Annotated in this window: 18 protein-coding genes; 8 read left to right on the top strand and 10 right to left on the bottom strand. The window is 72.3% G+C overall.

All coding sequences use genetic code 11. The features are described from left to right. Window positions 1-134: 134 nt before the first annotated feature. Window positions 135-1,493, bottom strand: coding sequence for a CynX/NimT family MFS transporter (locus ACIRF9_RS04490; protein WP_403816211.1), 1,359 nt, complete (start codon window positions 1,491-1,493; stop codon window positions 135-137). Window positions 1,494-1,575: 82 nt separating this feature from the next. Here ACIRF9_RS04490 and ACIRF9_RS04495 point away from each other — a divergent pair, with 82 nt between their 5' ends. Continuing rightward, the gene (locus tag ACIRF9_RS04495; RefSeq protein ID WP_403816214.1) at window positions 1,576-2,265 is read left to right on the top strand and encodes a FadR/GntR family transcriptional regulator; all 690 of its coding nucleotides are present in this window, start codon (window positions 1,576-1,578) and stop codon (window positions 2,263-2,265) included. Here the strand turns inward: ACIRF9_RS04495 and ACIRF9_RS04500 are convergent. The 5 genes from ACIRF9_RS04500 to ACIRF9_RS04520 all read right to left on the bottom strand — a co-directional run bounded on the left by ACIRF9_RS04500 (window position 2,246) and on the right by ACIRF9_RS04520 (window position 11,975). After that, window positions 2,246-2,569 (bottom strand): hypothetical protein, encoded by a 324-nt coding sequence (locus tag ACIRF9_RS04500; RefSeq protein ID WP_403816216.1) that lies wholly within the window; start codon window positions 2,567-2,569, stop codon window positions 2,246-2,248. The genes ACIRF9_RS04495 and ACIRF9_RS04500 overlap by 20 nt on opposite strands. Before the next feature lie 163 nt (window positions 2,570-2,732). Further along, entirely contained in the window at window positions 2,733-3,500 is a 768-nt protein-coding gene (gene fabI / locus ACIRF9_RS04505) for an enoyl-ACP reductase FabI (RefSeq protein ID WP_403816219.1), read from the bottom strand. A gap of 5 nt (window positions 3,501-3,505) precedes the next feature. Further along, a complete protein-coding gene (gene fabG, locus ACIRF9_RS04510; protein ID WP_403816221.1) occupies window positions 3,506-4,225 on the bottom strand; it encodes a 3-oxoacyl-[acyl-carrier-protein] reductase in 720 nt (239 codons plus the stop codon). A gap of 140 nt (window positions 4,226-4,365) precedes the next feature. After that, entirely contained in the window at window positions 4,366-5,949 is a 1,584-nt protein-coding gene (locus tag ACIRF9_RS04515; RefSeq protein WP_403816224.1) for a hypothetical protein, read from the bottom strand. Continuing rightward, window positions 5,946-11,975, bottom strand: a complete 6,030-nt coding sequence (locus ACIRF9_RS04520; protein WP_403816227.1) for a hypothetical protein — start codon at window positions 11,973-11,975, stop codon at window positions 5,946-5,948. Before ACIRF9_RS04520 ends, ACIRF9_RS04515 begins: the two co-directional genes overlap by 4 nt. 381 nt (window positions 11,976-12,356) lie before the next feature. On the opposite strand from ACIRF9_RS04520, the gene ACIRF9_RS04525 reads away from it, so the two are divergent. From ACIRF9_RS04525 to tyrS, 3 genes are all read left to right on the top strand, one after another. Next, on the top strand, window positions 12,357-13,880 hold the full coding sequence (locus ACIRF9_RS04525; protein ID WP_403816230.1) for a TldD/PmbA family protein: 1,524 nt from the start codon (window positions 12,357-12,359) through the stop codon (window positions 13,878-13,880). Continuing rightward, window positions 13,877-15,271 carry a metallopeptidase TldD-related protein gene (locus ACIRF9_RS04530; RefSeq protein WP_403816233.1) on the top strand — a complete coding sequence of 465 codons (1,395 nt, stop codon included), beginning with the start codon at window positions 13,877-13,879 and terminating at the stop codon, window positions 15,269-15,271. The genes ACIRF9_RS04525 and ACIRF9_RS04530 overlap by 4 nt, the downstream gene beginning before the upstream one ends. Before the next feature lie 81 nt (window positions 15,272-15,352). Continuing rightward, entirely contained in the window at window positions 15,353-16,621 is a 1,269-nt protein-coding gene (gene tyrS / locus ACIRF9_RS04535) for a tyrosine--tRNA ligase (protein WP_403816235.1), read from the top strand. A gap of 39 nt (window positions 16,622-16,660) precedes the next feature. On the opposite strand, the gene ACIRF9_RS04540 is transcribed toward tyrS, so the two are convergent. Next, window positions 16,661-16,939: a GlsB/YeaQ/YmgE family stress response membrane protein gene (locus ACIRF9_RS04540; protein ID WP_403816238.1), complete on the bottom strand. Its 279-nt coding sequence runs from the start codon at window positions 16,937-16,939 to the stop codon at window positions 16,661-16,663. Window positions 16,940-17,141: 202 nt separating this feature from the next. On the opposite strand from ACIRF9_RS04540, the gene ACIRF9_RS04545 reads away from it, so the two are divergent. Further along, complete coding sequence (locus ACIRF9_RS04545; RefSeq protein WP_403816240.1) at window positions 17,142-17,579, top strand: DUF3099 domain-containing protein; 438 nt, start codon at window positions 17,142-17,144, stop codon at window positions 17,577-17,579. Window positions 17,580-17,766: 187 nt separating this feature from the next. Then, entirely contained in the window at window positions 17,767-17,979 is a 213-nt protein-coding gene (locus tag ACIRF9_RS04550; RefSeq protein WP_403816243.1) for a hypothetical protein, read from the top strand. A gap of 11 nt (window positions 17,980-17,990) precedes the next feature. Here the strand turns inward: ACIRF9_RS04550 and moaA are convergent, their stop codons facing one another. The 3 genes from moaA to ACIRF9_RS04565 form a co-directional block, all read right to left on the bottom strand. Continuing rightward, window positions 17,991-18,980 carry a GTP 3',8-cyclase MoaA gene (moaA, locus tag ACIRF9_RS04555; protein ID WP_403816246.1) on the bottom strand — a complete coding sequence of 330 codons (990 nt, stop codon included), beginning with the start codon at window positions 18,978-18,980 and terminating at the stop codon, window positions 17,991-17,993. A 149-nt stretch (window positions 18,981-19,129) separates the two neighbouring features. Next, complete coding sequence (locus tag ACIRF9_RS04560) at window positions 19,130-20,758, bottom strand: cation acetate symporter (RefSeq protein WP_403816249.1); 1,629 nt, start codon at window positions 20,756-20,758, stop codon at window positions 19,130-19,132. Continuing rightward, complete coding sequence (locus ACIRF9_RS04565) at window positions 20,755-21,111, bottom strand: DUF485 domain-containing protein (RefSeq protein WP_403816252.1); 357 nt, start codon at window positions 21,109-21,111, stop codon at window positions 20,755-20,757. Before ACIRF9_RS04565 ends, ACIRF9_RS04560 begins: the two co-directional genes overlap by 4 nt. A gap of 253 nt (window positions 21,112-21,364) precedes the next feature. On the opposite strand from ACIRF9_RS04565, the gene ACIRF9_RS04570 reads away from it, so the two are divergent. Then, complete coding sequence (locus ACIRF9_RS04570; RefSeq protein WP_403816254.1) at window positions 21,365-22,894, top strand: S8 family serine peptidase; 1,530 nt, start codon at window positions 21,365-21,367, stop codon at window positions 22,892-22,894. Window positions 22,895-22,952: 58 nt separating this feature from the next. Next, window positions 22,953-24,320 (top strand): CoA transferase, encoded by a 1,368-nt coding sequence (locus ACIRF9_RS04575; protein ID WP_403816257.1) that lies wholly within the window; start codon window positions 22,953-22,955, stop codon window positions 24,318-24,320. The last annotated feature ends 7 nt before the right edge of the window (window positions 24,321-24,327 follow it).

Raw genomic sequence — 24,327 nt, forward strand, 5'->3', positions numbered from 1 at the left:
CAGGCGCGGCGGTCGGCCGCAGGCGCGGCGGTCGGCCGCAGGCGCGGCGGTCGGCCGCAGGCGCGGCGGTCGGCCGCAGGCGCGGCGGTCGGCCGCAGGCGCGGCGGTCGGCCGGAGGCGCGGCGGTCGGCCCGTTAGCGTGTCGCGGTCTCGTCCTCCACCGTGCGGGCGCGTCCCGCCAGGACGCCCACGGCCATCTGCGGGAGCATCAGCACCGCCATCAGGGCGAGGGGCAGGCCCCAGCCGCCGCTGTGCTGGTAGAGCAGGCCGACCAGGAGCGGGCCCGGGATCGAGATCAGGTAGCCGGTGCTCTGGGCGAAGGCGGACAGCTGGGCCACGCCCGCGCCGGTCCTGGCGCGCATGCCGACCATCGTGAGGGCCAGTGGGAAGGCGCAGTTGGCGACGCCGAGCAGCAGGGCCCAGGCCCAGGCGCCCTCGGCGGGTGCGAGGTACAGCCCGGCGTAGCCGGCGAGGCCGCAGGCGCCGAGCGCGACCGCGATCGGGCCCTGCTGCGGCAGCCGGGTGGCGACACGCGGGATGACGAAGGCGAGGGGCACGCCCATCGCCATGGTGACGGCGAGCAGCAGACCGGCCTTGTCCGCGGGCACGCCCGCGTCCCGGAAGATCTGCGCCATCCAGCCCATGGTGATGTAGGCGGCGGTCGCCTGCAGTCCGAAGAAGACGGCGAGGGCCCAGGCGGTACGGCTCCGGGTGACGCGCAGACGGGCCGACGGCTCCACACGCGCGTGCGTGCGGGGGCCGGACGCGGGCGAGGATGCCGTGCGAGGGGCGGGCTCTGCCCGCTGGAGCCGTACCGACCTCGTGATCTCACCCGTCGTCTCCGCCCGCCCCCGTACGAAGGGCAGCCATGGCAGCACGGCCGCCGTCGCGAGGGCCGCCCAAAGGGCGAGGCCGGGCTGCCAGCCGCCCAGGGTCTCGGCCAGGGGCACGGTGACCGCGGCGGCGGCCGAGGTGCCGAGGGCGAGGGCCATCGAGTACAGGCCGGTCATGGAACCGACCCGGTCGGGGAAGTGCCGCTTGACGATGACCGGCATCAGGACGTTGCTGACGGCGATGCCCATCAGGGCGAGGGCGCTGGCGGCCAGGAAGCCGGCCGTGCCGCCCGTGTAGGGCCGTATGAGCAGGCCCGCGGCGATCGCCACCATGCCCGCGCACACCACCGCGCCCGGGCCGAAGCGGCGGGCGAGGCGCGGGGCCGTGACCCCGAAGACGGCGAAGCAGAGCGGGGGTACGGAGGTGAGGAGCCCGGCCATGCCGCCGGTCATGCCGAGGCCGTCGCGGACCTCTTCGAGGAGCGCGCCGAGGCTGGTGATCGCCGGGCGGAGGTTGAGCGCGGCCAGCACGATGCCGGCCATGAGCAGCCGGTCGCGCCACGCGCGCGTGGCCGTGCGCGGGGGCTCGGCGGCCGTCCTCGTACGGATGGGCGTGAACGTCGTCGTCCGGGTTTCCTCGCCAGTCATGCCGCCCATCATAGAATCATAGGATGATTACTTGTCCAGGGGCCTGGACCGCCCCGGATGCCCCTCCCCCGCCCCGTCCGTGCGAAGGTGTGCCATGCCCCTGAGTCATCCCCGTCGCTCGGCGCTCTCCGAGCAGGTCATCGCCGAGCTGCGCACCCAGATCACCTCGGGCGAGTGGCCGGTCGGCTCGCGCATCCCCACGGAGCCCGAGCTGGTCGAGCAGCTGGGCGTCGCCCGCAACACGGTCCGCGAGGCGGTCCGCGCGCTCGCCCACAACGGGCTGCTGGCCATCCGGCAGGGCTCGGGGACGTACGTCGTGGCGACCAGTGAGCTGGCGGGCGTGATGCACCGCCGGTTCGCCGACGCCGACCCCCGGCACATCGCCGAGCTGCGGTCCAACCTGGAGTCGGGTGCGGCGAGGCTGGCGGCCGAGCGGCGCACCGAGAGGGACCTCAAGCAGCTCGACGCCCTGCTGCTGCGGCGCGAGGAGGCCTGGGAGTCGGGCGACGCGGAGGCCTTCGTGACGGCCGACGCGACCTTCCATCTGGCGGTGGTGGCCGCCTCCCACAACGACGTCATGACCGCGATGCACGCGGACCTGGGCGAGGTACTGCGGGACTGGCTGCGCGAGGACGTCGGCGACGAGCTGACGCCGGAGACGTACATGGACCACACGCGGCTGGTGGACGCGATCCGCGCGGGCGACGCGGAGACGGCCGCGGCGGAGGCGGCCGGCTATCCGCTGGTGTGCCGGCCGGGACGCGTCACACCTTCTGGTGGCTGACCCAGGCCGAGCGGACCTCCTCCCAGCAGCGGCCGGTCAGCCGTACGGTCATGGCGGGCCCGGCGTCGACGGGGGTGCCGTCGGTGTCGAGGTCCCACCAGCGGTCGCACTCGATGTGCAGCCGGACGCGGTCGACGCCCGGGTAGGGGTTGTGGCAGTAGGCGACGACGTGGGAGCCGCGGACGGTGACGCGGCACTCCGAGCCGAACGGATCGGGGTGCTCACCGGCAAGCGCCTCACCGGGCGCGCCGAGCACGAGCGCGACGGCTGCGGTCACTGGGGCGAGAGAACGGAACAGGCGCACAAGGGAACCTCCTCGGCAGAGCTGGGGAGGGCAGCGCGTGGGTGGACGCGCACTTCATAGTGCCTGGTCGGAGCAGTGTCCCGCCCGGCCAACTAGCCCGTACGAGTGAACGCCCCGTCACCCGCGCGGAGCGGGGGACGGGGCGTCGGGGAGGTACGCGGGATCAGGCGCCGATGGCGTGCAGACCGCCGTCCACGTGGATGATCTCGCCGGTGGTCTTCGGGAACCAGTCGCTCAGCAGGGCGACGACACCGCGGCCGGCCGGCTCGGGGTCCTTCAGGTCCCACTCCAGCGGGGAGCGGCTGTCCCAGACGGAGGCCAGCTCGCCGAAGCCCGGGATGGACTTGGCGGCCATGGAGCCGATCGGCCCCGCGGAGATCAGGTTGCAGCGGATGTTCTGCTTGCCCAGGTCGCGCGCCATGTAGCGGCTGGTGGCCTCCAGGGCGGCCTTGGCCGGGCCCATCCAGTCGTACTGCGGCCAGGCGTACTGGGCGTCGAAGGTGAGGCCGACGACCGAGCCGCCGTTCTGCATCAGCGGCAGGCAGGCCATGGTGAGCGACTTCAGGGAGTACGCCGAGACGTGCATGGCCGTGGCGACCGACTCGAAGGGCGTGTTGAGGAAGTTGCCGCCCAGGGCGTCCTGCGGCGCGAAGCCGATGGAGTGCACGACGCCGTCGAGGCCGCCGAGCTCCTCGCCGACGATGTCCGCGAGGCGGCCGAGGTGCTCGTCGTTGGTGACGTCGAGCTCGATGACCTTGGTGGGTTTGGGGAGCTTCTTGGCGATGCGCTCGGTCAGCGTGGGCCGCGGGAACGCGGTCAGGATGATCTCGGCGCCCTGCTCCTGGGCCAGCTTGGCGGTGTGGAAGGCGATGGAGGACTCCATCAGCACACCGGTGATCAGGACGCGCTTGCCCTCGAGAATTCCGCTCATGGTGATCAGTGACCCATTCCCAGTCCGCCGTCAACGGGGATGACGGCTCCAGTGATGTACGAGGCGTCGTCCGAGGCGAGGAACCGCACCGTCGCGGCGATCTCCTCCGGCTGCGCGTACCGGCCGAGCGGGACCTGCTTCACGATGTTCTCGCGCTGCTCGTCGGTGAGCACCTTGGTCATGTCGGTGTCCACGAAGCCGGGTGCGACGACGTTGAAGGTGATGTTGCGCGAGCCCAGCTCACGGGCGAGGGAGCGCGCGAAGCCGACCAGGCCGGCCTTGGAGGCGGCGTAGTTGGCCTGGCCGGGGCCGCCGTAGAGGCCGACGACCGAGGAGATCAGGACGACGCGGCCCTTCTTGGCGCGCAGCATGGCGCGGTTGGCGCGCTTGACGACGCGGAAGGTGCCGGTGAGGTTGGTGTCGACGACCGAGGTGAAGTCCTCCTCGGACATGCGCATCAGGAGCTGGTCCTTGGTGACGCCGGCGTTGGCGATCAGGACCTCGACGGGGCCGTGCACGGCCTCGATCTCCTTGTAGGCCTGCTCCACCTGCTCGGTGTCGGTGATGTCGCACCTGACGGCCAGGCAGCCCAATTCTGTGAGGGCGGCCGGCGGCTCGCCCGAGCGGTATGTGATCGCGACCTTGTCGCCGGCGTCGGCGAACGCGCGGGCGATGGCGAGGCCGATGCCCCGGTTTCCTCCGGTGACGAGAACCGAGCGGCTCAACGGATCACCCTTTCCATAGGGGTCTGACACACCTGCCCGGGACCTGGGCGGCAGGCGGCTTCCCTCGAAACCTATCGGTCCGCCCCCGCGCGCGGACATTCGGGCACCGACAGTGGGTCACGGGACTGACTGTGGGGTCCCTACAGTTTCGCCCAGCGCCGGTGGGCGAGCGTCAGCTCCTCGCACAGTGCGTGGAGCGTGGCGTCACGGAGCGCGCCCCGGTGCGCGAGGATGTTCCTGGCCTTCACGAGTTCTTTCAGCAGACGCAGTTCCTCGCCGGGGAGGGCCAGGCCGCCCGCGTGGCACGCGGAGAGCAGGGAGCCGACCTCCAGCTGTGCGAAGGCGATCTCCGGGCGCGCGCGGAATTCGGCGGGCGGGCGCGGGGCGTAGGTCTCGACGAGGTCCGCCAGGGGCCGGGTCGCGTAGCGGGCGCCGAGGCGGGCCAGCTGCTCACGGGTGTCCTCGATCCACGGGAACACCGCCCGCTGCTGGGCCTGTCCGACGAGGAGGTCGAGCTCGGGCGGGGTGTCCGGGCCGCCGTCCGCGAACCAGACCGCGGGATGACGGCGCAGCCTGCCCTCCCACGACTGGACCACGCCCCCGGACCAGGCCGGACGCAGCCGCGAGCCGGGGCGTCGGCGGGTCCCGGCTTCGAGCGCCGCGGCGGGACAGGCCCCGGCCCGGGCGATCTGCTCGGTGTCCAGGCAGGACCGCAGCGCGGGGCCGAGCCCGCCGATGCGGCCGTCCCAGGCCCCGGCCAGTCGTCGGGCGAGCACCAGGTCGAATCCCGCGACCTCGGTGACGACCTCCTCCCGTACCGCGGCCCGGACCCGCTGTCCGACGTGGCCCGCGGGGCCGTCCGCCCGCGCGGAGGCCACCACCGTCGCGGTGTCCAGACGTCCGACCGTGCCCCACCACCAGTGCACGGCCGTCGCCGCGATGTCCCGGTCCAGTTCTTCGGTGAGCGCCGCCGGAATGTCCCGCAGCCGGGCCACGACCAGCAGCCGCGGACGGGACTCGGGCGGCAGACCCGCCTCCTTGACCGCCGCGGACAGGGCGTGGAAGAGCCGCTGGACGGCACCGCCCCGGGTGCCGCCGGGCACGCCCAGGGCGTCCTGCCGCGGGTCGTCCGGTTCCGCCCAGGCCCGCAGGCCGATGACGGGCCGCCAGCGCTGGGCCGGGTCGGTGAGCCGTGCGACGACCTCGCCCGGTCCCACGGCCAGCTCCTTGCCGAGCCGCTCGAAGACCTCCGGCACGGCCTGCTCGCGCACGGCCGGGTGCGCGGTGCGCACCGGGCGTGTGTCGGACCAGCCGATGTCGAACTCGTCGTCGTAGTCGAGGTCGGGCAGGCCGCCCCAGTCGTCGTCCCCGTCCTCCGCCCACGGCGTCTCCCGCTCGTGCGTGTCCTCTTCCCACGGCGTCACCCGCGCCGACACTGCGTCACCGTCGGCCGCCCGGTCCGCCGGGCGGTGCGTCGGACCGTCCGGTTCGGGGCTGCGCGGCGCGGGCAGCGTGAGGACGGCCGGCGGGGCCACATCCAGCCGGTCGGGGGTGGCGGTGAGCGCGGCCCGGTACAGCTCCTCGGCCTGGCCCGTGTCGACGAGTTGGTCGGGCAGCAGCCACAGGCAGTTCAGCCCCGCCGCCAGCTGGCCGGCGATCTCGTCCAGCTGGCCCCGGACGCCGGGCAGGCCGGCCAGGGCGGGGCCGGACCGGGCTGCCGTCATGCGGTCTCCGCGGCCCGCGCGCGCACGGCCCGGAACGTGACGGGATCCAGTGCCATCCCCCCGTCCGTCTCGTCGATGACGTTGAGCTCGTCCAGGTGCACCAGCCAGTCCCGGGTCTGTTCGGGGGTGAGTCCGGTGGCCGCCTCGACGTCGTCGACGGGCACGCCCTGTCCCTCCTCGACGTACTCGGTCCACAGGCCGAGCAGGGAGAGGTCGCGGTCGTCCAGGCCGGACTTCCTGAGGTGGGCGTCCACGTTCGCGGGTTTGGCCGTGACCGTGCGGATGTGGTCGAGGGCGTCGTCGAGGGTCGCCCCGCGCAGGGAGACGTCGGCGACCGCGACCTCCGTCCAGTGGGGCCAGCCGGAGGCCGCGTCCGTCAGCCGGCGCCGTTCCTCGCGCGAGACGAACGGGCACTCGGGCCACGCGCGCAGCGAGTCGGCGGTCCAGCGGCGCGGCTGCAGGGTGCGCACCCGCAGCCGCCGTCCCTCGTCGGTGCCGCGCAGGGCGCCGACGGTCGCCGCGTCGGCGAGGACGAGGACCGACCGGCTCTGCTTGTTCTTGCGTCCCTCGTTCTGCGGTACGTGCTTGTCGGCGGCGGGACCGGCGTGCTCCAGGCAGAGCCGCAGCTCGTCCCCGAGGGCGTCGGCCGGTATGCCGCGCAGGTCGGCGAGGACGACGTGGGCCGAGCGCGGGCGGGCCGCGGCGGCCGCCGCCAGGGCGGCCCTGAGGTCCTCGCCGCGCTGGGGCCGCAGGACCTTCACCCCGCGTCCCTCGGCGAACGCGGCGACGGCCTGGAGCACCAGGTCCGGCCGGTGCAGGTCCGTCGTGGACACCACGGACACACCCGGCTGGGCGGCCTCGTGCAGCTGGCCCTCGGTGAGCGGGCTGTAGCGCTGGACGCCGCTGTTGCGCTCCCGGCCGAGGATGCGGCGGGCGGCGCGCGGGTTGTAGTCGTAGGGAAGGCCGAACTCGGTCTCGTGCAGTTCGGTCTCCAGCTCCTCCTGGGTGCCGAGCATGTTGACGACGTTCGGGCTGCGTACGGCGAAGCGCGCCCGGTCGCCCAGACGGATCAGCAGCCCCAGCCCCACCATCTCGTTGAGGTAGATCTCGGCCTGCTGCACGCCGCACTCCTCGAAACCCTCGGGCCAGGCGTCCCGGGCGAGGTCGAGCAGTTCCTTGGCGCTGTAGTCGCCCCGGTAGCCGTCCTTCAGGCTCTCCAGCGCGATCAGGAGGGCCAGGACCCGGTAGCGGTCCTCCAGGTTGATGGTGAAGCGCAGGCGCTCGGCGATCCGTCGGCGGAGCGTCTCGGAGGCCGCGACCTCCTGCACGACCTTCTCGGAGATGGCGGTGGCGCGGTCCGTGGCCGCGTAGGTCCGCGAGTGCAGGGTGCGGACCAGCTCGCTGCAGAAGATCTGCACCAGGTTGGCCTGGTAGTTGGTGATGGCGAGGATCCGCCAGACCAGCTCGGGCCGCTCAAACACATAGCCGAGCGCGGCCATCGGTTCGGTGACCAGCCGCAGGGCCGCCTGCTCCTTCAGCGGGCCGACGAGGACGTCCGGGCCGCCGTGCGCGGTCGAGACGTTGGACAGGGCGCCGAACCGCTGGACCTGGTGGAGACCCGCGAAGACGATCTTGAAGCGTCGCTCCGAACTCTCCATGAGCTGCTGGAAGCGCTTGACGTTCGGGAACGTCGACTCGCCGCCCATCCGGAACGTCCGCCGCGAGTCGGCGGTCAGGAACGCGTCGGCCTCGTCGGCGAGCACGAGCAGCCGGCGCGACTCGTCCGCGTCGAGCCAGTCGCTGAGCCGACGGGCCACCACCTCCGGACCGGCCTGCTCGGACACCCTGTTGCCGAAGACGCTTTTGCGCTTGAGCTCGTCCGCGAGCAGGCTCCAGATCTTGTCGGGCGCCTCGGCCTGGCCGATCTCCGCCTTCAGCAGGTCGAGGTAGACGGCCACGTACTTGTCGGAGCTGCGCGGGAAGATCCGCGCCACGCGCCGCAGCAGCGCCGATTTGCCCAGCTGGCGGCCGCCGTAGAGGAAGAGGCCGCCGCGCGGGTCCATGACCTCGCGCATCTCCTCGTCACGGCCGTAGAACACCTCCGGCGGGACCAGTCCCGCGACGAAGGGCGTGTAGGGGTTGTACGCCGCCCAGGGCAGCGTGACCCGCTGGAGCGCGCGGAAGCTGCCGGGGGCGCAGGCGGCCATCCAGCCGGCCACGGCCGGGTCCACCACCAGCGCCTGCTGTGCCCCCGCCCGTGCCGCGTCCGCGAGCCGGCGCCGTCCCTCGGCGCCCAGTGGATGGAGGTAGAGCACGATGTTGGCGTCGACGTCGGCGTCCTCCAGATGGGCCAGCGGGCCGTTGGCGCGCTGTTCCTCCCAGATCAGCTGGACCGTGTACGACGTGGCCTGGGAGCCCAGCGCGGCGACGTATCCGGGGCGCTCGGCGACCCTGGCCCGCACCTTGAACCGGCGCACGCCCTGGGTCCGGGCTTCGGGGACGGGCTGGCCGTGGGGCTCCAGGCCGAGCAGCCGCAGGACCCGCGGGAGGTGCTGCTGCCACTCGCTGTTGCGTCCGTGGTGGCTGCACAGCGCCTTCCAGGAGCGCAGCCCGAGGTCGGCCGCCCCCGTCAGCGGGACACCGGAGCCGTAGCGGACCGCCCACCAGTCGGCGTCGACCCCGTCGCCACCGGGCAGCGGGACGCCGGGGCCGGTCAGCCCGTCGAGGAAGACGCCGAGCTCCTCGCCGTCGTCCTCGTGCCGTGCGGGCAGTTGCCCGCCGCCCCGGGCGAGGGCCAGGAACTCCTCGGCCGTGACGGTGTCGCCCTCGGTGATGAGCTTGGCGATCCGGTCGTAGTCGGCCGGGCCGAGGGGACCGCCGGGGGCGATGCGGAGCTGTTCCAGCTCCTGGCGCTGCCGGCGGGTGTCCTTCTCGACCAGCTGCGACAGTTCCTGCCGCAGCTCTTCGAGCCGGTCCACGGCGTAGCGGTAGCGACCGGCCTGGTCGCCGTCCGCGAACTCCTGCAGCCGCCCGGTGAACTCGCGCTCCTGGTCGGGCGCGAGCAGGTTGAGCGTGCGCATCTGGGCGAGCAGGCCCGCCGCCTCCGCGTGGCGCCGGTGCACGGTCTCCCGCCAGTTCTCCTGCACCTGCTGGACGCGCCGCTCGGCGCCCTCCACCCATTCGGCGTCCGGGGATCCGTACCCGGTGGGGTTCTGCCGTACGGCGTCCACGAGCGCCCGCGCCAGGTGCAGGTCACCCCGGGCGAGATAGCGGCGCAGGGCCTGCTCGGTGTCCGGGACCGCCATGAGGGCCGCCATGCGGCGGGCGGTGCGCGGGTCCTGGAGGTCGGGCAGGCCGCCCCTGTCGCGCGGCAGGTCGGGGAGGGTGAGCAGGCAGTCGGTCGTGGGGCGGGGGCTGCCGTCCTCCCGGGCGGGGCGCGTCTCGGCGCCCGGGTGGTGCGCGTTCCCCTCCAGCCAGCGGTGGAGCAGTTCCAGGGCCGCGCCGCCCACCCCGGGCGGCGGTGCGACGTCCCGCAGTCCGCGCCGCGCGGAGGCCAGCTCGGGGATGCCCGACGTGGACAGGCCGGTCGGCCGCAGCAGGTTGGCCGCCACCGCGTCCGCCTTGGTCAGGATGTCCGCCACGGACCGGCAGGCGGCATGCAACTGGCGCAGGGCGCCCGCGGTTATCGGCTCCTTGGCCTGCTTGGGGGTGCGGAACCGGCTGTCGGTCTGCTCGATCAGCCGGTCGACGGCGTCGGCGTTGCGCAGTCGCTCGGCCCGGGTCCGGAAGTCCGTGGCGGGCAGCGGGCCGCCGTCGACCCACTCGATGACGTCGCGCAGGGCCAGGCCGAGCTCTCCGTTCGGTCCGACCATGTCGTGCAGCACACGGGTGGCGCGCTGGTACTTCGTCTTGCGCCGGGCGAGGCCCTCGAGCAACTGGTGGGCCTGCGTCCCGAGCTGTTCGCGCAGGTCGTGGGCCTGTTGCGGGTCGTCGGCGTGCTGCACGCCCGGGTCGAAGGACCGGCCGTTGCGTACGGCGGTCACGAGGACGGTGAGCAGGTGCTGCCAGGGCTCGGCGAGCCCGGCCGGCGGCGAGAAGTCGCCCACGAGGGCGTGCGGCCAGCAGGCGGTCAGCCCCGCCCGCAGGGCGGCGACGAAGGCCACGAGGTAGGCGTCCCGGTCATGGGCGAGCGGCGCCTCGTCGAGGTCGTGCGTGATCTGTACGTCACTCGCCTCCGACTCGGTGACACAGTCGAAGGCCGCGGCGGCGAACGCCAGGACCCGGGCACGTACGTCGGGCTCGGCGGACGCCTCGGTCATCCAGTAGGCCTCGGCGAGGCGGCCCGACCGCACCAGGACGGCGACCGGCTGTTCCTTCCCCGTCTCCCACGGGGCCCGCACGTCCCAGTCGGCGTCCGCGACGGAGGCGGGCCAGGGCTCCTGCTCCGGGATCGTCTCGGGCTGGACGGTGCCGGCAGGGGTGTCGTGGGGGGCGGTGTCCGAGGTGAGGGCGGGGTCGGTGCCCGGTGTCGCGGCGGACGGGGTGTCCGGGGCGGCGTGCGGGGTGTGGTGCGGGGGTTCCTCGGTGGGGGCGTCGTCCTCGGCGACCGGGGGGTCCTCGGCGGTGGGGGTGTCCCCGGAGGCGGCGTCCCCGGAGGCGGCGTCCCCGGAGGCGGCGTCCCCGGAGGCGGCGTCCCCGGAGGCGGCGTCCCCGGAGGCGGCGTCCCCGGAGGCGGTGTCCTGGGGGACGGGGGTGTCCTGGGGGACGGGGGTGTCCTGGGGGACGGGGGTGTCCTGGGGGACGGGGGTGTCCTGGGGGACGGGGGTGTCCTCGGTGAGCGGCTGCTCGGCGGGGGTCTCCTCGGCGGCGAGTTCCTCGGCGTGGGCGGCCACGGCCGAGGGCTCCTCGGCAGGCACCCCGTGGGCCGCCGGCGCCCGCTCGTCGGGGGCCGGGGCGAGGGGCGTGGCCATGGCCGTGCGCGGCTCGGGCGACTGTGGTCCGACCGCCGTCGGAAGGGTGTCGGTGGCCCGCGACTGCGGTTCCGGGCCGGTCGCCTCCGTCCCGGCCACGACGGGCCCCTCGACGGGCGATACGCCGTCCCGCTCCTCCCCCGCCTCGCCCACGGCGTCCGCCCCGGGCTCCGCGGCGACGGCAGCGGGCGGCCCGGCCGACGCCGTACCGTCCCCGAGCGTGCTCTCGATCTCGTCGATCTGCGCCCGCACCCGGTCGCGCAGCATGGTGAGGGTCGCGGCCTCGTCCGGATCCAGCACGGCGTCGATCAACGCGTCGTAGCGCTCGGCTCGCTCCCGCAGCGCGGCGAGTTCTGCACGGGACTTGTCCCGTCGCGCTCGCTCGGCGGCCAGCCAGGCGTAGTCGGACTCGTGCGACCAGTCGACGCCTTCGTCGGCGCACCGGTCGGCTGCGCGGTCGCGCAGACCGGTCCAGGTGGTCACCGCGTCCGCCAGCGTGCTCGCCGCCTGGGGCTGTCGGCCCGACTCCACCGCGTCGGCGGCGCTCCGCAGCGTGGCGGCCAACCGCCGCCCCGAGTCGCCCAGTTCCGCCAGCAGGCCGTCGAGTGCCGAGCCCCGGTCCGCGTCGGCCGCGGGCGCCGACTCGGCTTCCGCGTCCGGCCGGTCGTCCGTGGTGCCCGTCGACTCGCCGACCGCGCCGACCGGTTCGGGGTGCCCTGCTGGTGTCACGACTCTCCTGAGGATCTCGGCGGGGTTCGGCGGTGGCTGCTGGTCCGCTGCTCCACGCAGCATGTCCGCATGGCTCTCGGTCATGCGGACGACCGGCGTCTTCCGCATGTCGGGCGACAGCAGCGCGTACAGCGCGCAGCGGGCGAGCGGGGGTTCCAGGACCCGGAGCATGGCCTCGAGTTGTTCGAGGGTCGGTTCCTCGAGCATCTCCGCGGAGCAGCCGAGGTCCTCGACGAGGGTCCGGCAGGCCCAGGCGATGCCGCAGGTGGCGGCCGACTGCAGATGCGGCTGCTTCGCCCTGGCCGCCCAGACCCGGAACGTGTTCATGTCACGCCGCGTGACCGCGGCACGGCCGCGGCCGCTGTGGCGGCGACCGCAGGACTGCTGGCGTAAGCAGTGATGCGACGTCAATAAGCTGCGGATTCCCACCTCGTCGAGCGACGAGAGCCAAGTACGAAAATCGGTCCCCCACCCCTGCATGGCGTCATCATGCCACCGGGTGTTCATCTCGGGGGTCGTGCCGGAGGCATTTCCTGACGCCTCCTCAGCGTTCCGCCGGGTCCCATCGCGTCCCACCACGTCCCACCGGGTCCCACCGGGTCCCACCGAAATGTGGTGGACACGGCATGATCGGATGTGACGTGCTTGACTGCGGCCTGTCCACCTCGCAGAGCACACGCAGAGAACCTCGACAGAGGAGAGCCTCCTGTGGCCCACGGCATCGATCCGACCTTTCTCGCGCTACCCCTACGCGCCCTCGCCGACGCCGCCCTCGCACGCGCGCGTGCGCTGGGGGCGGAGCATGCGGACTTCCGGTTCGAGCGGGTGCGCAGCGCGTCCTGGCGGCTGCGGGACGCCAAGCCCGCCGGGACGTCGGACACGACCGACCTGGGGTACGCGGTGCGGGTCGTGCACGGCGGAACGTGGGGGTTCGCGTCCGGCGTGGATCTGAGCATGGACGGGGCCGCCAAGGTGGCCTCGCAGGCCGTGGCGATGGCCAAGCTGTCCGCCCAGGTGATCAAGGCGGCGGGGTCGGACGAGCGGGTGGAGCTGGCCGACGAACCGGTGCACGCCGAGAAGACGTGGGTGTCGTCGTACGAGATCGACCCGTTCACGGTGCCCGACGAGGAGAAGGCCGCACTGCTCGCGGAGTGGAGCACGCGGCTGCTCGGGGCGGCCGGTGTGAACCACGTCGACGCCTCACTGCTCACCGTCCACGAGAACAAGTTCTACGCCGACACGGCGGGGACGGTGACCACACAGCAGCGCGTACGGCTGCACCCGTCGCTGACGGCGGTGTCGGTGGACGAGTCCAGCGGCGAGTTCGACTCGATGCGGACCATCGCGCCGCCGGTGGGGCGGGGCTGGGAGTACCTGACCGGGACCGGCTGGGACTGGGACGAGGAGCTGGCGCAGATCCCTGAGCTGCTCGCCGAGAAGATGCGGGCGCCCAGCGTGGCCCCGGGGCTGTACGACCTGGTCGTCGACCCGTCCAACCTGTGGCTGACGATCCACGAGTCCATCGGGCACGCCACCGAGCTGGACCGCGCGCTCGGCTACGAGGCCGCCTACGCCGGCACCTCCTTCGCCACCTTCGACCAGCTCGGCAAGCTGCGCTACGGCTCCGACCTGATGAACGTCACCGGTGACCGCACCGCCGAGCACGGCCTGGCGACGGTCGGGTACGACGACGAGGGCGTCGCGGGCCAGGCCTGGAACCTGGTGAAGGACGGCACGCTCGTCGGCTACCAGCTGGACCGGCGGATCGCGAAGCTGACCGGCCTGGGGCGGTCGAACGGGTGCGCGTTCGCCGACTCGCCGGGGCATGTGCCGGTGCAGCGCATGGCCAATGTGTCGTTGCGGCCGGATCCGGCCGGGATGTCGACTGAGGATCTCATCGGGAGCGTCGACCGGGGCATCTACGTCGTCGGCGACCGGTCCTGGTCCATCGACATGCAGCGGTACAACTTCCAATTCACCGGCCAGCGGTTCTTCAAGATCGAGAACGGGCGGATCACCGGGCAGCTGCGGGACGTGGCCTACCAGGCGACGACCACCGACTTCTGGGGTTCCATGGCCGCGGTGGGCGGTCCGCAGACCTACGTCCTGGGCGGCGCGTTCAACTGCGGCAAGGCCCAGCCGGGGCAGGTCGCGGCCGTGTCGCACGGCTGCCCCTCGGCCCTCTTCAAGGGCGTCAACATTCTGAACACCACCCAGGAGGCCGGCCGATGAGCGCCCGTACGAACAAGCCGCACGAGGTCGTGGAGCGCGCCCTCGAGCTGTCGCGGGCCGACGGGTGTGTCGTGATCGCCGACGAGCAGTCGACGGCGAACCTGCGCTGGGCGGGCAACGCGCTCACGACCAACGGCGTCACACGCACGCGTACCCTCACCGTGATCGCGACGGTCGACGGCAAGGAGGGCACCGCCTCCGGGGTCGTCTCGCGGGCCGCCGTCACCGCGGACGAGCTGGAGCCGCTGGTGCGGGCCGCCGAGGCCGCGGCACGCGGCGCGGGCCCCGCCGAGGACGCGCAGCCGCTGGTCACGGGCGTGTCGCAGTCCCCGGAGTTCACCGAGGCGCCCGCGGAGACCTCGTCCGCCGTGTTCGCCGACTTCGCGCCCGCGCTGGGCGAGGCCTTCGCACGCGCGCGTGCGGGCGGCCGCGAGCTGTACGGCTTCGCCAACCACGAGCTGGTGTCGACGTACGTGGGCACGTCCACGGGGCTGCGGCTGCGGCACGACCAGCCCAACGGGACGCTGGAGCTCAACGCCAAGTCCCCGGACCGTACGCGTTCGGCGTGGGCGGGGCGCTCGACGCGGGACTTCAAGGACGTCGACCCCGCGTCGCTCGACGCCGAACTCGCCGTACGTCTGGGCTGGGCACAGCGGCGCATCGAGCTGCCCGCCGGGCGGTACGAGACGCTGCTGCCGCCGACCGCCGTCGCGGACCTGCTGATCTACCAGATGTGGTCGGCGTCGGGCCGGGACGCCGCCGAGGGGCGGACGGTGTTCTCCAAGCCGGGCGGCGGCACCCGCCTCGGCGAGAAGCTGTCCGAGCTGCCGCTGACCCTGCGCAGCGACCCGAACGAGCCGGGCCTGGAGTCGGCGCCCTTCGTGCTCGCCCACTCCTCCGGGGGCGACTCGTCGGTGTTCGACAACGGGCTGCCGCTGACCACCACCGAGTGGATCAGCGAGGGCGAGCTGAGCAACCTGCTCACCACCCGGCACACCGCGGGCCTGACCGGGCTGCCGCTCGCGCCGGGGATCGACAACCTGATCCTGGACGGCGGCGAGGACCGTTCCCTGGAGGAGATGGTCGCCAACACGGCGCGCGGGCTGCTGCTGACCTGCCTGTGGTACATCCGCGAGGTCGACCCGGCCACCCTGCTGCTGACCGGTCTGACCCGGGACGGCGTCTACCTCGTCGAGGACGGCGAGGTCGTGGGCGAGGTGAACAACTTCCGCTTCAACGAGTCGCCGGTCGGTCTGCTGGGCCGGGCCACGGAGGCGGGGCGCACGGAAAAGACACTGCCCCGGGAGTGGAGCGACTGGTTCACTAGGGCTGCGATGCCCGCGCTGCGGGTGCCGGACTTCAATATGAGCTCTGTCAGCCAGGGCGTATAACCTCGTAGCCGGTAGTCGCTCGGCCGACCGGCCCGACTGCCCGAAGAGCGTCAAGAAGATCACCAAGGAGATACGAGAACCGTGACGGACATCGTCGACGAGCTGAAGTGGCGGGGGCTGTTCGCCCTGTCCACTGACGAGGACGCTTTGCGCAAGGCGCTCGCGGACGGTCCCGTCACGTTCTATTGCGGCTTCGATCCGACCGCGCCGTCCCTGCACGTCGGGCATCTGGTGCAGGTGCTCACCGTGCGCCGGCTCCAGCAGGCCGGTCACCGGCCGCTGGCGCTGGTGGGCGGGGCGACGGGTCTGATCGGCGACCCCCGGCCGACGGCCGAGCGCACGCTGAACGACCCGGAGACGGTCGCCGGCTGGGTCGGCAAGCTGCGGAGCCAGATCGAGCCGTTCCTGTCCTTCGAGGGCGAGAACGCGGCCGTCATGGTCAACAACCTCGACTGGACCGCCGGACTGTCCGCGATCGAGTTCCTGCGTGACATCGGCAAGCACTTCCGCGTCAACAAGATGCTTACCAAAGACTCCGTGGCCCGGCGCCTGGAGTCGGACCAGGGCATCAGCTACACCGAGTTCAGCTACCAGATCCTCCAGGGCATGGACTTCCTCCAGCTCTTCCGGCGCTACGGCTGCACGCTCCAGCAGGGCGGCAGCGACCAGTGGGGCAACCTCACGGCCGGCCTGGACCTGATCCACAAGCTGGAGCCGCACGCCAACGTGCACGCGCTGGCGACGCCGCTGATGACCAAGGCGGACGGCACCAAGTTCGGCAAGACCGAGGGCGGCGCCGTCTGGCTGGACCCGGAGATGACGACGCCGTACGCGTTCTACCAGTTCTGGCTGAACGTGGACGACCGGGACATCTCGACGTACCTGCGGATCCTGTCCTTCAAGTCCCGCGAGGAGCTGGAGGAGCTGGAGAAGCAGACGGAGGAGCGGCCGCAGGCGCGGGCCGCGCAGCGGGCGCTGGCCGAGGAGCTGACCACGCTGGTGCACGGCGCCGACCAGACGGCCGCCGTGATCGCCGCGAGCCGGGCCCTCTTCGGGCAGGGCGAGCTGGCCGAGCTCGACGAGCGGACGCTGGCCGCGGCGCTGTCCGAGGTGCCGCACATCCAGGTCGCCGAGCCGGGTCTCGTGGTGGATCTGTTCGCCGAGGTGGGGCTCGTCGCCAGCAAGTCCGCCGCGCGGCGGACCGTGAAGGAGGGCGGGGCCTACGTGAACAACGTGAAGGTCACGGCGGAGGACGCCGTCCCGGCCGCGGAAGAGCTGCTGCACGGGCGATGGCTGGTGCTGCGGCGGGGCAAGAGGAATCTTGCCGCCGTCGAGGTCATGGGCTCGTAGTCGACGGGAAAGGCGCCCCTTCGGGGGCGCCTTTCCCGTTCACGCTCGTTGCTTGCGCTTGCCCAGCGTCGCCATGTACGCCTTGTCCCCCAGGGCCACCACCACGATCGCCGCCACCAGCTGGAAGAGGTGGCGCCACCAGTCGATGCCGGCTGTCTCCTCGACGCCGAAGCCGCGGGCGATGGCGTTGCCGATGACCGCGCCGATGATGCCGAAGATGGTGGTAAGCCAGAGGGGGCTGTGCTGCTTGCCCGGGATGATCGCCTTGGCGATCAGACCGAGCACGAATCCCACGATGATCGCCCACAACCAGCCCATGGCTGCCTCCTCGTACGGCTCGACGTGAGCATTGCCCTCAGTCTGGTTCCGCGCCACGTACGGCGCATGTCGGGTGCGGCCGTACGCGGTAAGGCGCAGCACGCTCGCCCCGGCGGGAGGCGACCCGGTCTCGAAGGCGGCGCAGCCGCGGCGTAACGTGGAGTGCCGGGGAGAGTTCGAAGCGGCCGGACGGTGGAATGTGATGCGGAAGCAGGGTGGCGGCGGAAACGTCCAGGTGTTCCGGATCACCGGTGCCCGGCAGGGGCTCCAGGACGACGTGCGCGGCCGGCAGCGGCGGTACGTGATCTCGATGACGATCCGTACGGTGTCGGTGATCCTCGCGGCGACCCTCTGGAACGTGGAACGTCATGTCGCCCTCGTGGCACTGGTGTTGGGCGTGGTCCTGCCCTATATCGCGGTGGTGATCGCCAATGCCGGGCGGGAGAACGCGCCCGGGTTGCCGTCCACGTTCGTCACGGCCCCGGTGCGGCGGGGGGCACCTCCCACGCTTTCGGCAGTGGGGGAGATCGCGCCGCCGCGGGCGGACGGTCCTGGGGCGGAATCGGTTCCGGAAGAGGAGCGCTTCGCGGAATCCGTCCGCCGGGACACGGCGTCCGACCAGGCCGAGCCCAGGCCATGAGTGGTCCGTGCGCGAAGCTCAGGAAAAGCTCAGATCAATCATGCTGTTCCAGTGCCCTGCGACGGGTCGGCCGTGACATACTTCGTACGCGCTCCGCATCCCCCGTCGGAGCGACGGACCGACGCCGGGCAGCTCCCCCCGTGGCTGCTCGGCGTCGCCTTTGTGTGCGCGTCTGTGAGACGAAACTGTGAGTGAGACTCCCATCTGTTCCGCCAAGGGTTGCCGTGTCGACGCGGTGTGGGTGTTGGCGTGGAACAACCCGAAGATCCATACGCCGGAACGGCGGAAGACATGGCTGGCGTGCGAGGAGCATCGCGAGCATCTTTCGCAGTTCCTCGGTGTTCGGGGGTTCCTGAAGGACGTCGTGCCGCTGAAGGAATGGGAGCAGCAGGACGTCTGAAGGGGTTGCGCTCAGCCCCCGATCGCTGACATCGGGCGGTCCGGCTGGACGAACGACGGGTCGTCCAGGCCCGCGCCCGCCTTCTTGCCCCACATCGCCAGGCGCCAGATGCGGGCTATCTCCTCGTCGGGGGCGTCGGAACGCAGGGCCGTGCGGAGGTCTGTTTCCTCGCGGGCGAAGAGGCAGGTGCGGATCTGGCCGTCGGCGGTGAGGCGGGTGCGGTCGCAGGCCGCGCAGAACGGGCGGGTGACGGAGGCGATGACGCCGACGCGGTACGGGCCGCCGTCGACCAGCCAGCGTTCCGCCGGGGCCGAGCCGCGCTCGTCCTTGCCCTCGGGGGTGAGGTCGAAGCGGGTGCGGAGCGAGGCGAGGATGTCCCCCGCGGTGACCATGCCCTCGCGCTTCCAGCCGTGCTGGGCGTCCAGGGGCATCTGCTCGATGAAGCGGAGTTCGTAGTCGTGCTCCACCGCCCAGGCGAGGAGGTCCGGGGCCTCGTCGGCGTTGAGGCCCGGCATGAGGACGGAGTTGACCTTCACCGGGGTGAGTCCGGCGTCGCGGGCGGCCTGGAGGCCTTCGAGGACGTCCTTGTGGCGGTCGCGGCGGGTGAGGGTCTTGAAGACGTCGGGGCGGAGGGTGTCGAGGGAGACGTTGACCCGGTCCAGGCCCGCCGCCTTGAGGGCGGTCGCGGTGCGCTTGAGGCCGATGCCGTTCGTCGTCAGGGACATCTGGGGGCGGGGGGTGAGGGCCGCCACCCGCTCGACGATGCCGACCAGGCCGGGGCGCAGCAGCGGCTCGCCGCCGGTGAAGCGGACCTCTTCTATGCCGAGCCTGGAGACCGCGATGTCGATCAGGCGGACGATCTCGTCGTCCGTGAGGAGGTCGGGCTTGGCCAGCCACTGCAGGCCTTCCTCGGGCATGCAGTAGGTACAGCGCAGATTGCACCGGTCGGTCAGCGAGACCCTCAGGTCGGTGGCCACTCGGCCGTAGGTGTCGATGAGCACGTGGGCCCCCTCCCCCGTAGTGGATCGCGTTCTTTCTGTCGTCACCTGCGAGCCTACGTGACGCCACCGACATCGAAAGGCCCCGATCCCACGACGTAAGACGCGGCCGCGTCGTAGGCATCCACGACGCGGCCGCGGCCCGGAGGGGGTCAGTGGGCTCCGGTGCCCGTGAGGGAGCGGACCTCCAGCTCGGCGTACTTGCCCTTGTCGGGCTCCTCCTTCGACAGGAGGGTGCCGAGGATGCCCAGCAGGAAGCCGACGGGGATGGAGATGATGCCGGGGTTCTCCAGCGGGAACCAGTGGAAGTCGACGTCCGGGAACATCGAGGTGGGCTTGCCGGAGACGACCGGGGAGAACAGCACCAGGCCGACCGCGGTGACCAGGCCGCCGTAGATCGACCAGAGGGCTCCGGAGGTGGTGAACCGCTTCCAGAAGAGGCTGTAGAGGATGGTGGGGAGGTTGGCGGAGGCGGCGACCGCGAAGGCGAGGGCGACCAGGCCGGCGACGTTGAGGTCGCGGGCGAGGGCGCCGAGGAGGATGGAGACGGCGCCGATGCCGACCGTGGCGTAGCGGGCCGCGTTGATCTCCTGCTTCTCGGAGGCCTCGCCCTTCTTGATGACGTTCGCGTAGATGTCGTGGGCGAAGGACGAGGACGAGGCGAGGGTGAGACCGGCGACGACCGCGAGGATGGTGGCGAAGGCGACCGCGGAGATGGTGGCCAGCAGGATCGCGCCCCAGTTGGAGTCGACGCCGCCGAGGTGCAGGGCGAGGAGCGGGGCGGCGGTGTTGCCGGCCTTGTTCGACGCGACGATCTCGTCCGGCTTGATCAGGGCGGCGGCACCGAAGCCGAGGGCGAGGGTCATCAGGTAGAAGGAGCCGATCAGGCCGATGGCCCAGATGACCGACTTACGGGCGGCTTTGGCGGTGGGGACCGTGTAGAAGCGGATCAGGATGTGCGGCAGGCCCGCGGTGCCCAGGACGAGGGCGATGCCGAGGGAGATGAAGTCCAGCTTGGTGGTGCCGGTGGCGCCGTACTTCAGTCCGGGCTCCAGGAAGGCGGCGCCCTTGCCGCTGTTGTCGGCGGCCGAACCGAGCAGATCGGAGACGTTGAAGTCGAACTTCAGCAGGACCAGGAAGGTGAGCAGCAGGGCGCCGGCGATCAGCAGGACCGCCTTGACCATCTGGACCCAGGTGGTGCCCTTCATGCCGCCGATGGTGACGTAGACGATCATCAGTACGCCGACCAGGGCGACGATGCCGATCTTGCCGCCGTCGCTCGTGATGCCGAGGAGCAGGGAGACGAGGACGCCCGCGCCCGCCATCTGGGCGAGGAGGTAGAAGATCGAGACGACGATGGTGGAGGTGCCGGCGGCCGTGCGGACCGGGCGCTGGCGCATGCGGTACGCGAGGACGTCGCCCATCGTGTAGCGGCCGGAGTTGCGCAGCGGCTCGGCGACCAGGAGGAGGGCGACGAGCCAGGCGACCAGGAAGCCGATGGAGTACAGGAAGCCGTCGTAGCCGAAGAGGGCGATGGCGCCCGCGATGCCGAGGAAGGACGCGGCGGACATGTAGTCGCCGGAGACGGCGAGGCCGTTCTGGAAGCCGGTGAACTGGCGGCCGCCCGCGTAGAAGTCGGCGGCGTCCTTGGTCTGGCGGCCGGCCCAGACGGTGATGACGAGGGTCGCCGCGACAAACACGGCGAACAGGGTGATGATCAGGGGACGGTGCTCACTGGCCTCGCCGGCGGCGAGCAGGGTGGTGTGCTGTGCGGGGCTCATGCGCCGCCCTCCATCCGGGACTTGATGGCCTCGGCCTTGGGGTCGAACTTGGCGGCGGCGGTGCGCGCGTACCACCAGGCGATGAGGAACGTGGTGAGGAACTGGGCGATGCCCAGGGCGAGGGCCACGTTGATGTTGCCGAAGAGCTTGGTGCCCATGAAGTCGCCCGCGTAGTTGGAGAGCAGGACGTAGAGCAGGTACCAGGCGATGAAGGCGACGGTCAGCGGGAAGGCGAAGCCGCGGTAGGAGCCGCGCAGTTCGCCGAACTCCGCGCTCTCCTGCACCGCGACGAACTCCTCGGTGGAGGGGAGTTGGACCTGGGTTTTCGAGGGGGGCGGTGTCTCGGTGGCCACGGAGTCTCCTCGCGTTGCGGGTGGCGGGTCGGGCGGGGGCTCGATCCTGCACGGGCTCCCTGCTCAAGGGCACGGCGGCGCGCTAGGGCAGGTTCAACCCGATCGGGTTCTTTCGGAAGTCGCGGCTTCGATCTCCCGGGAATCGTTGCTGGCCGACGAGTCAGGGAGATAGTTTCGGCGGAGCACAACCCGTCATGTACCTGCCCAGACGCCGCGGGCGGGTCCCCCTTTTTCCGGATGATGTGGAGACCCCATGGCTCATCTGCCTTCCAGACGTCGCCTCGCTCTCGCGGTGCCCGTCGTGCTGTCACTGACCGCCGCCGTCGGATTCCTGCCGACGGCCGCCACCGCGGCTCCCGTCACGGCGTCGACCACCCTGACGGCTGACGCGGGGACGCTGGCGTACGTCGTCAACACGAAGGTGGACCACCGCACGATCGAGTCGGTGAAGAAGGCGATCGCCACGGCCGGCGGCACCCTGGTGGCGTCGTACGACAAGATCGGCGTGCTCGTCGTGCACTCGGCGAACCCCGACTTCGGCGCGCAGATACGCGCGGTGCGCGGTGTGCAGTCGGCGGGTGCCACGCGTACCGCGCCGCTGACCGCCGCGGGGACCACCGACGAGGGGGCCGCGCAGGTCCTGTCGAAGGCGGAGGCCGCGAAGGTCGAGAAGGCGTCCGACGCGGCGGGCCAGAGCGAGCCGCTCGAGGCCGACCAGTGGGACCTCCGGGCGATCGGCGCCGACCAGGCCGCCGAGATCAACCCGGGCAGCAAGAAGGTCACGGTCGCCGTGATCGACACCGGTGTCGACGACACCCACCCGGACCTCGCGCCGAACTTCTCCGCGTCCCAGTCCGCCAACTGCGTGGGCGGCGTCGCGGACACCAGCGAGGGCGCCTGGCGGCCGTACACCGCGGACGACTACCACGGCACGCATGTCGCCGGTGAGATCGCGGCGGCCCGCAACGGCATCGGCGTGGCCGGTGTCGCTCCCGGTGTGAAGGTCGCCGGCATCAAGGTGAGCGACCCGAAGGACGGCCTCTTCTACCCGGAGAACGTCGTCTGCGCGTTCGTGTTCGCCGCCGACCACGGCGTCGAGATCACGAACAACAGCTACTACGTCGACCCGTGGCTGTACAACTGCATGGACGACCCCGACCAGAAGGCCATTGTCGACGCGGTCAACAGGGCCCAGCTGTACGCCCAGAAGAGAGGCACGCTCAATGTGGCCTCGGCGGGCAACTCCAACCACGACCTCGACTCCGACGCCCTGGTGGACTCCTCCAGCCCCGACGACTCCACGCCGGTGACGCGGACGGTCGACCCGCACGAGTGCTTCGACGTCCCGACCCAGCTGCCGGGTGTCGTCACGGTCAGCGCCACGGGCGTCACGGGTGCCAAGTCGTACTACTCCACCTACGGCCTGGGCGCCGTCGACGTGGCGGCCCCGGGCGGCGACAAGTACAAGATCCCGGCCACGCCGTCGGCCAACGGCCGCATCCTGTCGACGCTGCCGAACAACACGTACGGCTTCCTTCAGGGCACCTCGATGGCGTCCCCGCACGTGGCGGGCGTGGCCGCGCTGCTGAAGTCGAAGTACCCGTTCGCCTCCCCGGCCCAGTTGCAGGCGCTCCTCAAGGCGCAGGCGGACAACCCGGGCTGCCCCACCGAGCCGTACGACGGCAACGGTGACGGCGTGGTGGACGCGACGTGCGTGGGCTCCAAGCGGGTCAACGGCTTCTACGGCTTCGGCATCGTGAACGCGCTGCGCGCCGTGAAGTAGGGCCCCGGGCACCCTTTGGGGCCATATATTGATTGAGTCAATACTGCACAATGCAGTCATGACTCCAATCAAGTACGCGTGGTCGGAGCTGGGCGGCGATCCCGCCCAGCTCGCTCGCGTGTCCGGCGTCGTCCGCGAGGGCGCGCTGCCGGCGCGGCTGCCCGTGCGGGAGGTCGCGCGGGCCTGTGTGGGTGTGTGTGCGCTCGCCGGTGCGGAGCTGGGGGCGCGGCGGGCGGGGCCGGCGCGGGTGCCCGGGGTGCGGGTGGACGACGGGGCGGTGGCGACGGCGTTCAGCAGTGAGCGGCAGTTGCTGGTCGACGGGCGGGCGCCGGTGGCGTTCGCGCCGCTGTCGCGGTTCTGGCGGACGGCGGACGGCTGGGTCCGTACGCACGCCAACTACCCGCACCACCGGGAGCGGTTGCTGAGGGCGCTGGACGTGCCCGGGGACCCGGACTCCGTCGGGGCGGCCATGGCCGAGCGGAACGCGCGGGACGTCGAGGACGCGGTGTACGCGGCGGGCGGACTCGCCGTCGCACTGCGCACCCCCGAGGAGTGGGCCGCGCACGAGCAGGCGGCCGCGGTGGCCGGGCGCCCGCTCGTGGAGCGGGGCCGGCTGGACGGCGTACGCGCGCGTGCGCTCCCGCCGCTCCGGGATGGTGCTCCCCTGCTGCCCGCCGCCGGGCTGCGCGTCCTGGACCTCACCCGGGTCCTCGCCGGGCCGGTCGCCACCCGCACGCTCGCCCTGCTGGGCGCGGACGTCCTGCGTCTCGACGCGCCCCACCTGCCCGAACTCCCCGACCAGCACACCGACACCGGCTTCGGGAAGCGCTCGGCCCTGCTGGACCTGACCGCCGACCGGCGCCGCTTCGAGGAGCTGCTCGCGGCGGCGGACGTCGTGGTCACCGGTTACCGGCCGGGCGCCCTCGACCGGTTCGGGCTCTCCCCCGAGGCGCTGGCCGAGCGTCGGCCCGGGCTGGTGGTGGCGCAGGTGTCGGCGTGGGGTGCGTACGGGCCGTGGGGCGGGCGGCGCGGGTTCGACAGCCTCGTCCAGGTGGCCACGGGCATCGCGGCCGTCGAGGGGTCGGCGGAGGGGCCGGGCGCCCTGCCCGTCCAGGCTCTCGACCACGGCACGGGCTATCTGCTGGCGGCGGCCGTGCTACGGGCGCTGACCGAGCAGTCGTACGACGGTGGGAGCCGTGTCGTGAGGGTGGCGCTGGCGCGGACGGCGGCGTGGCTCATGGAGGGCGCGGGGGCCGAGGTGGGGGGCGGGGAGGTCTTCTCCGGGCCCGAGAGGTGGCTCGGGGAGGCCGGGAGTCCTGTGGGGCGGCTGCGGTACGCGTTGTCGCCGGTGTGCTTCGAGGGGGGTCCGGTGGACTGGACGCGGCCGCCGGGGCCTTGGGGGGCCGATCCGGCGGCGTGGGCATGAGCGCCCG

Source organism: Streptomyces sp. NPDC096132 (genome assembly GCF_044763345.1).
Taxonomy (GTDB): domain Bacteria; phylum Actinomycetota; class Actinomycetes; order Streptomycetales; family Streptomycetaceae; genus Streptomyces.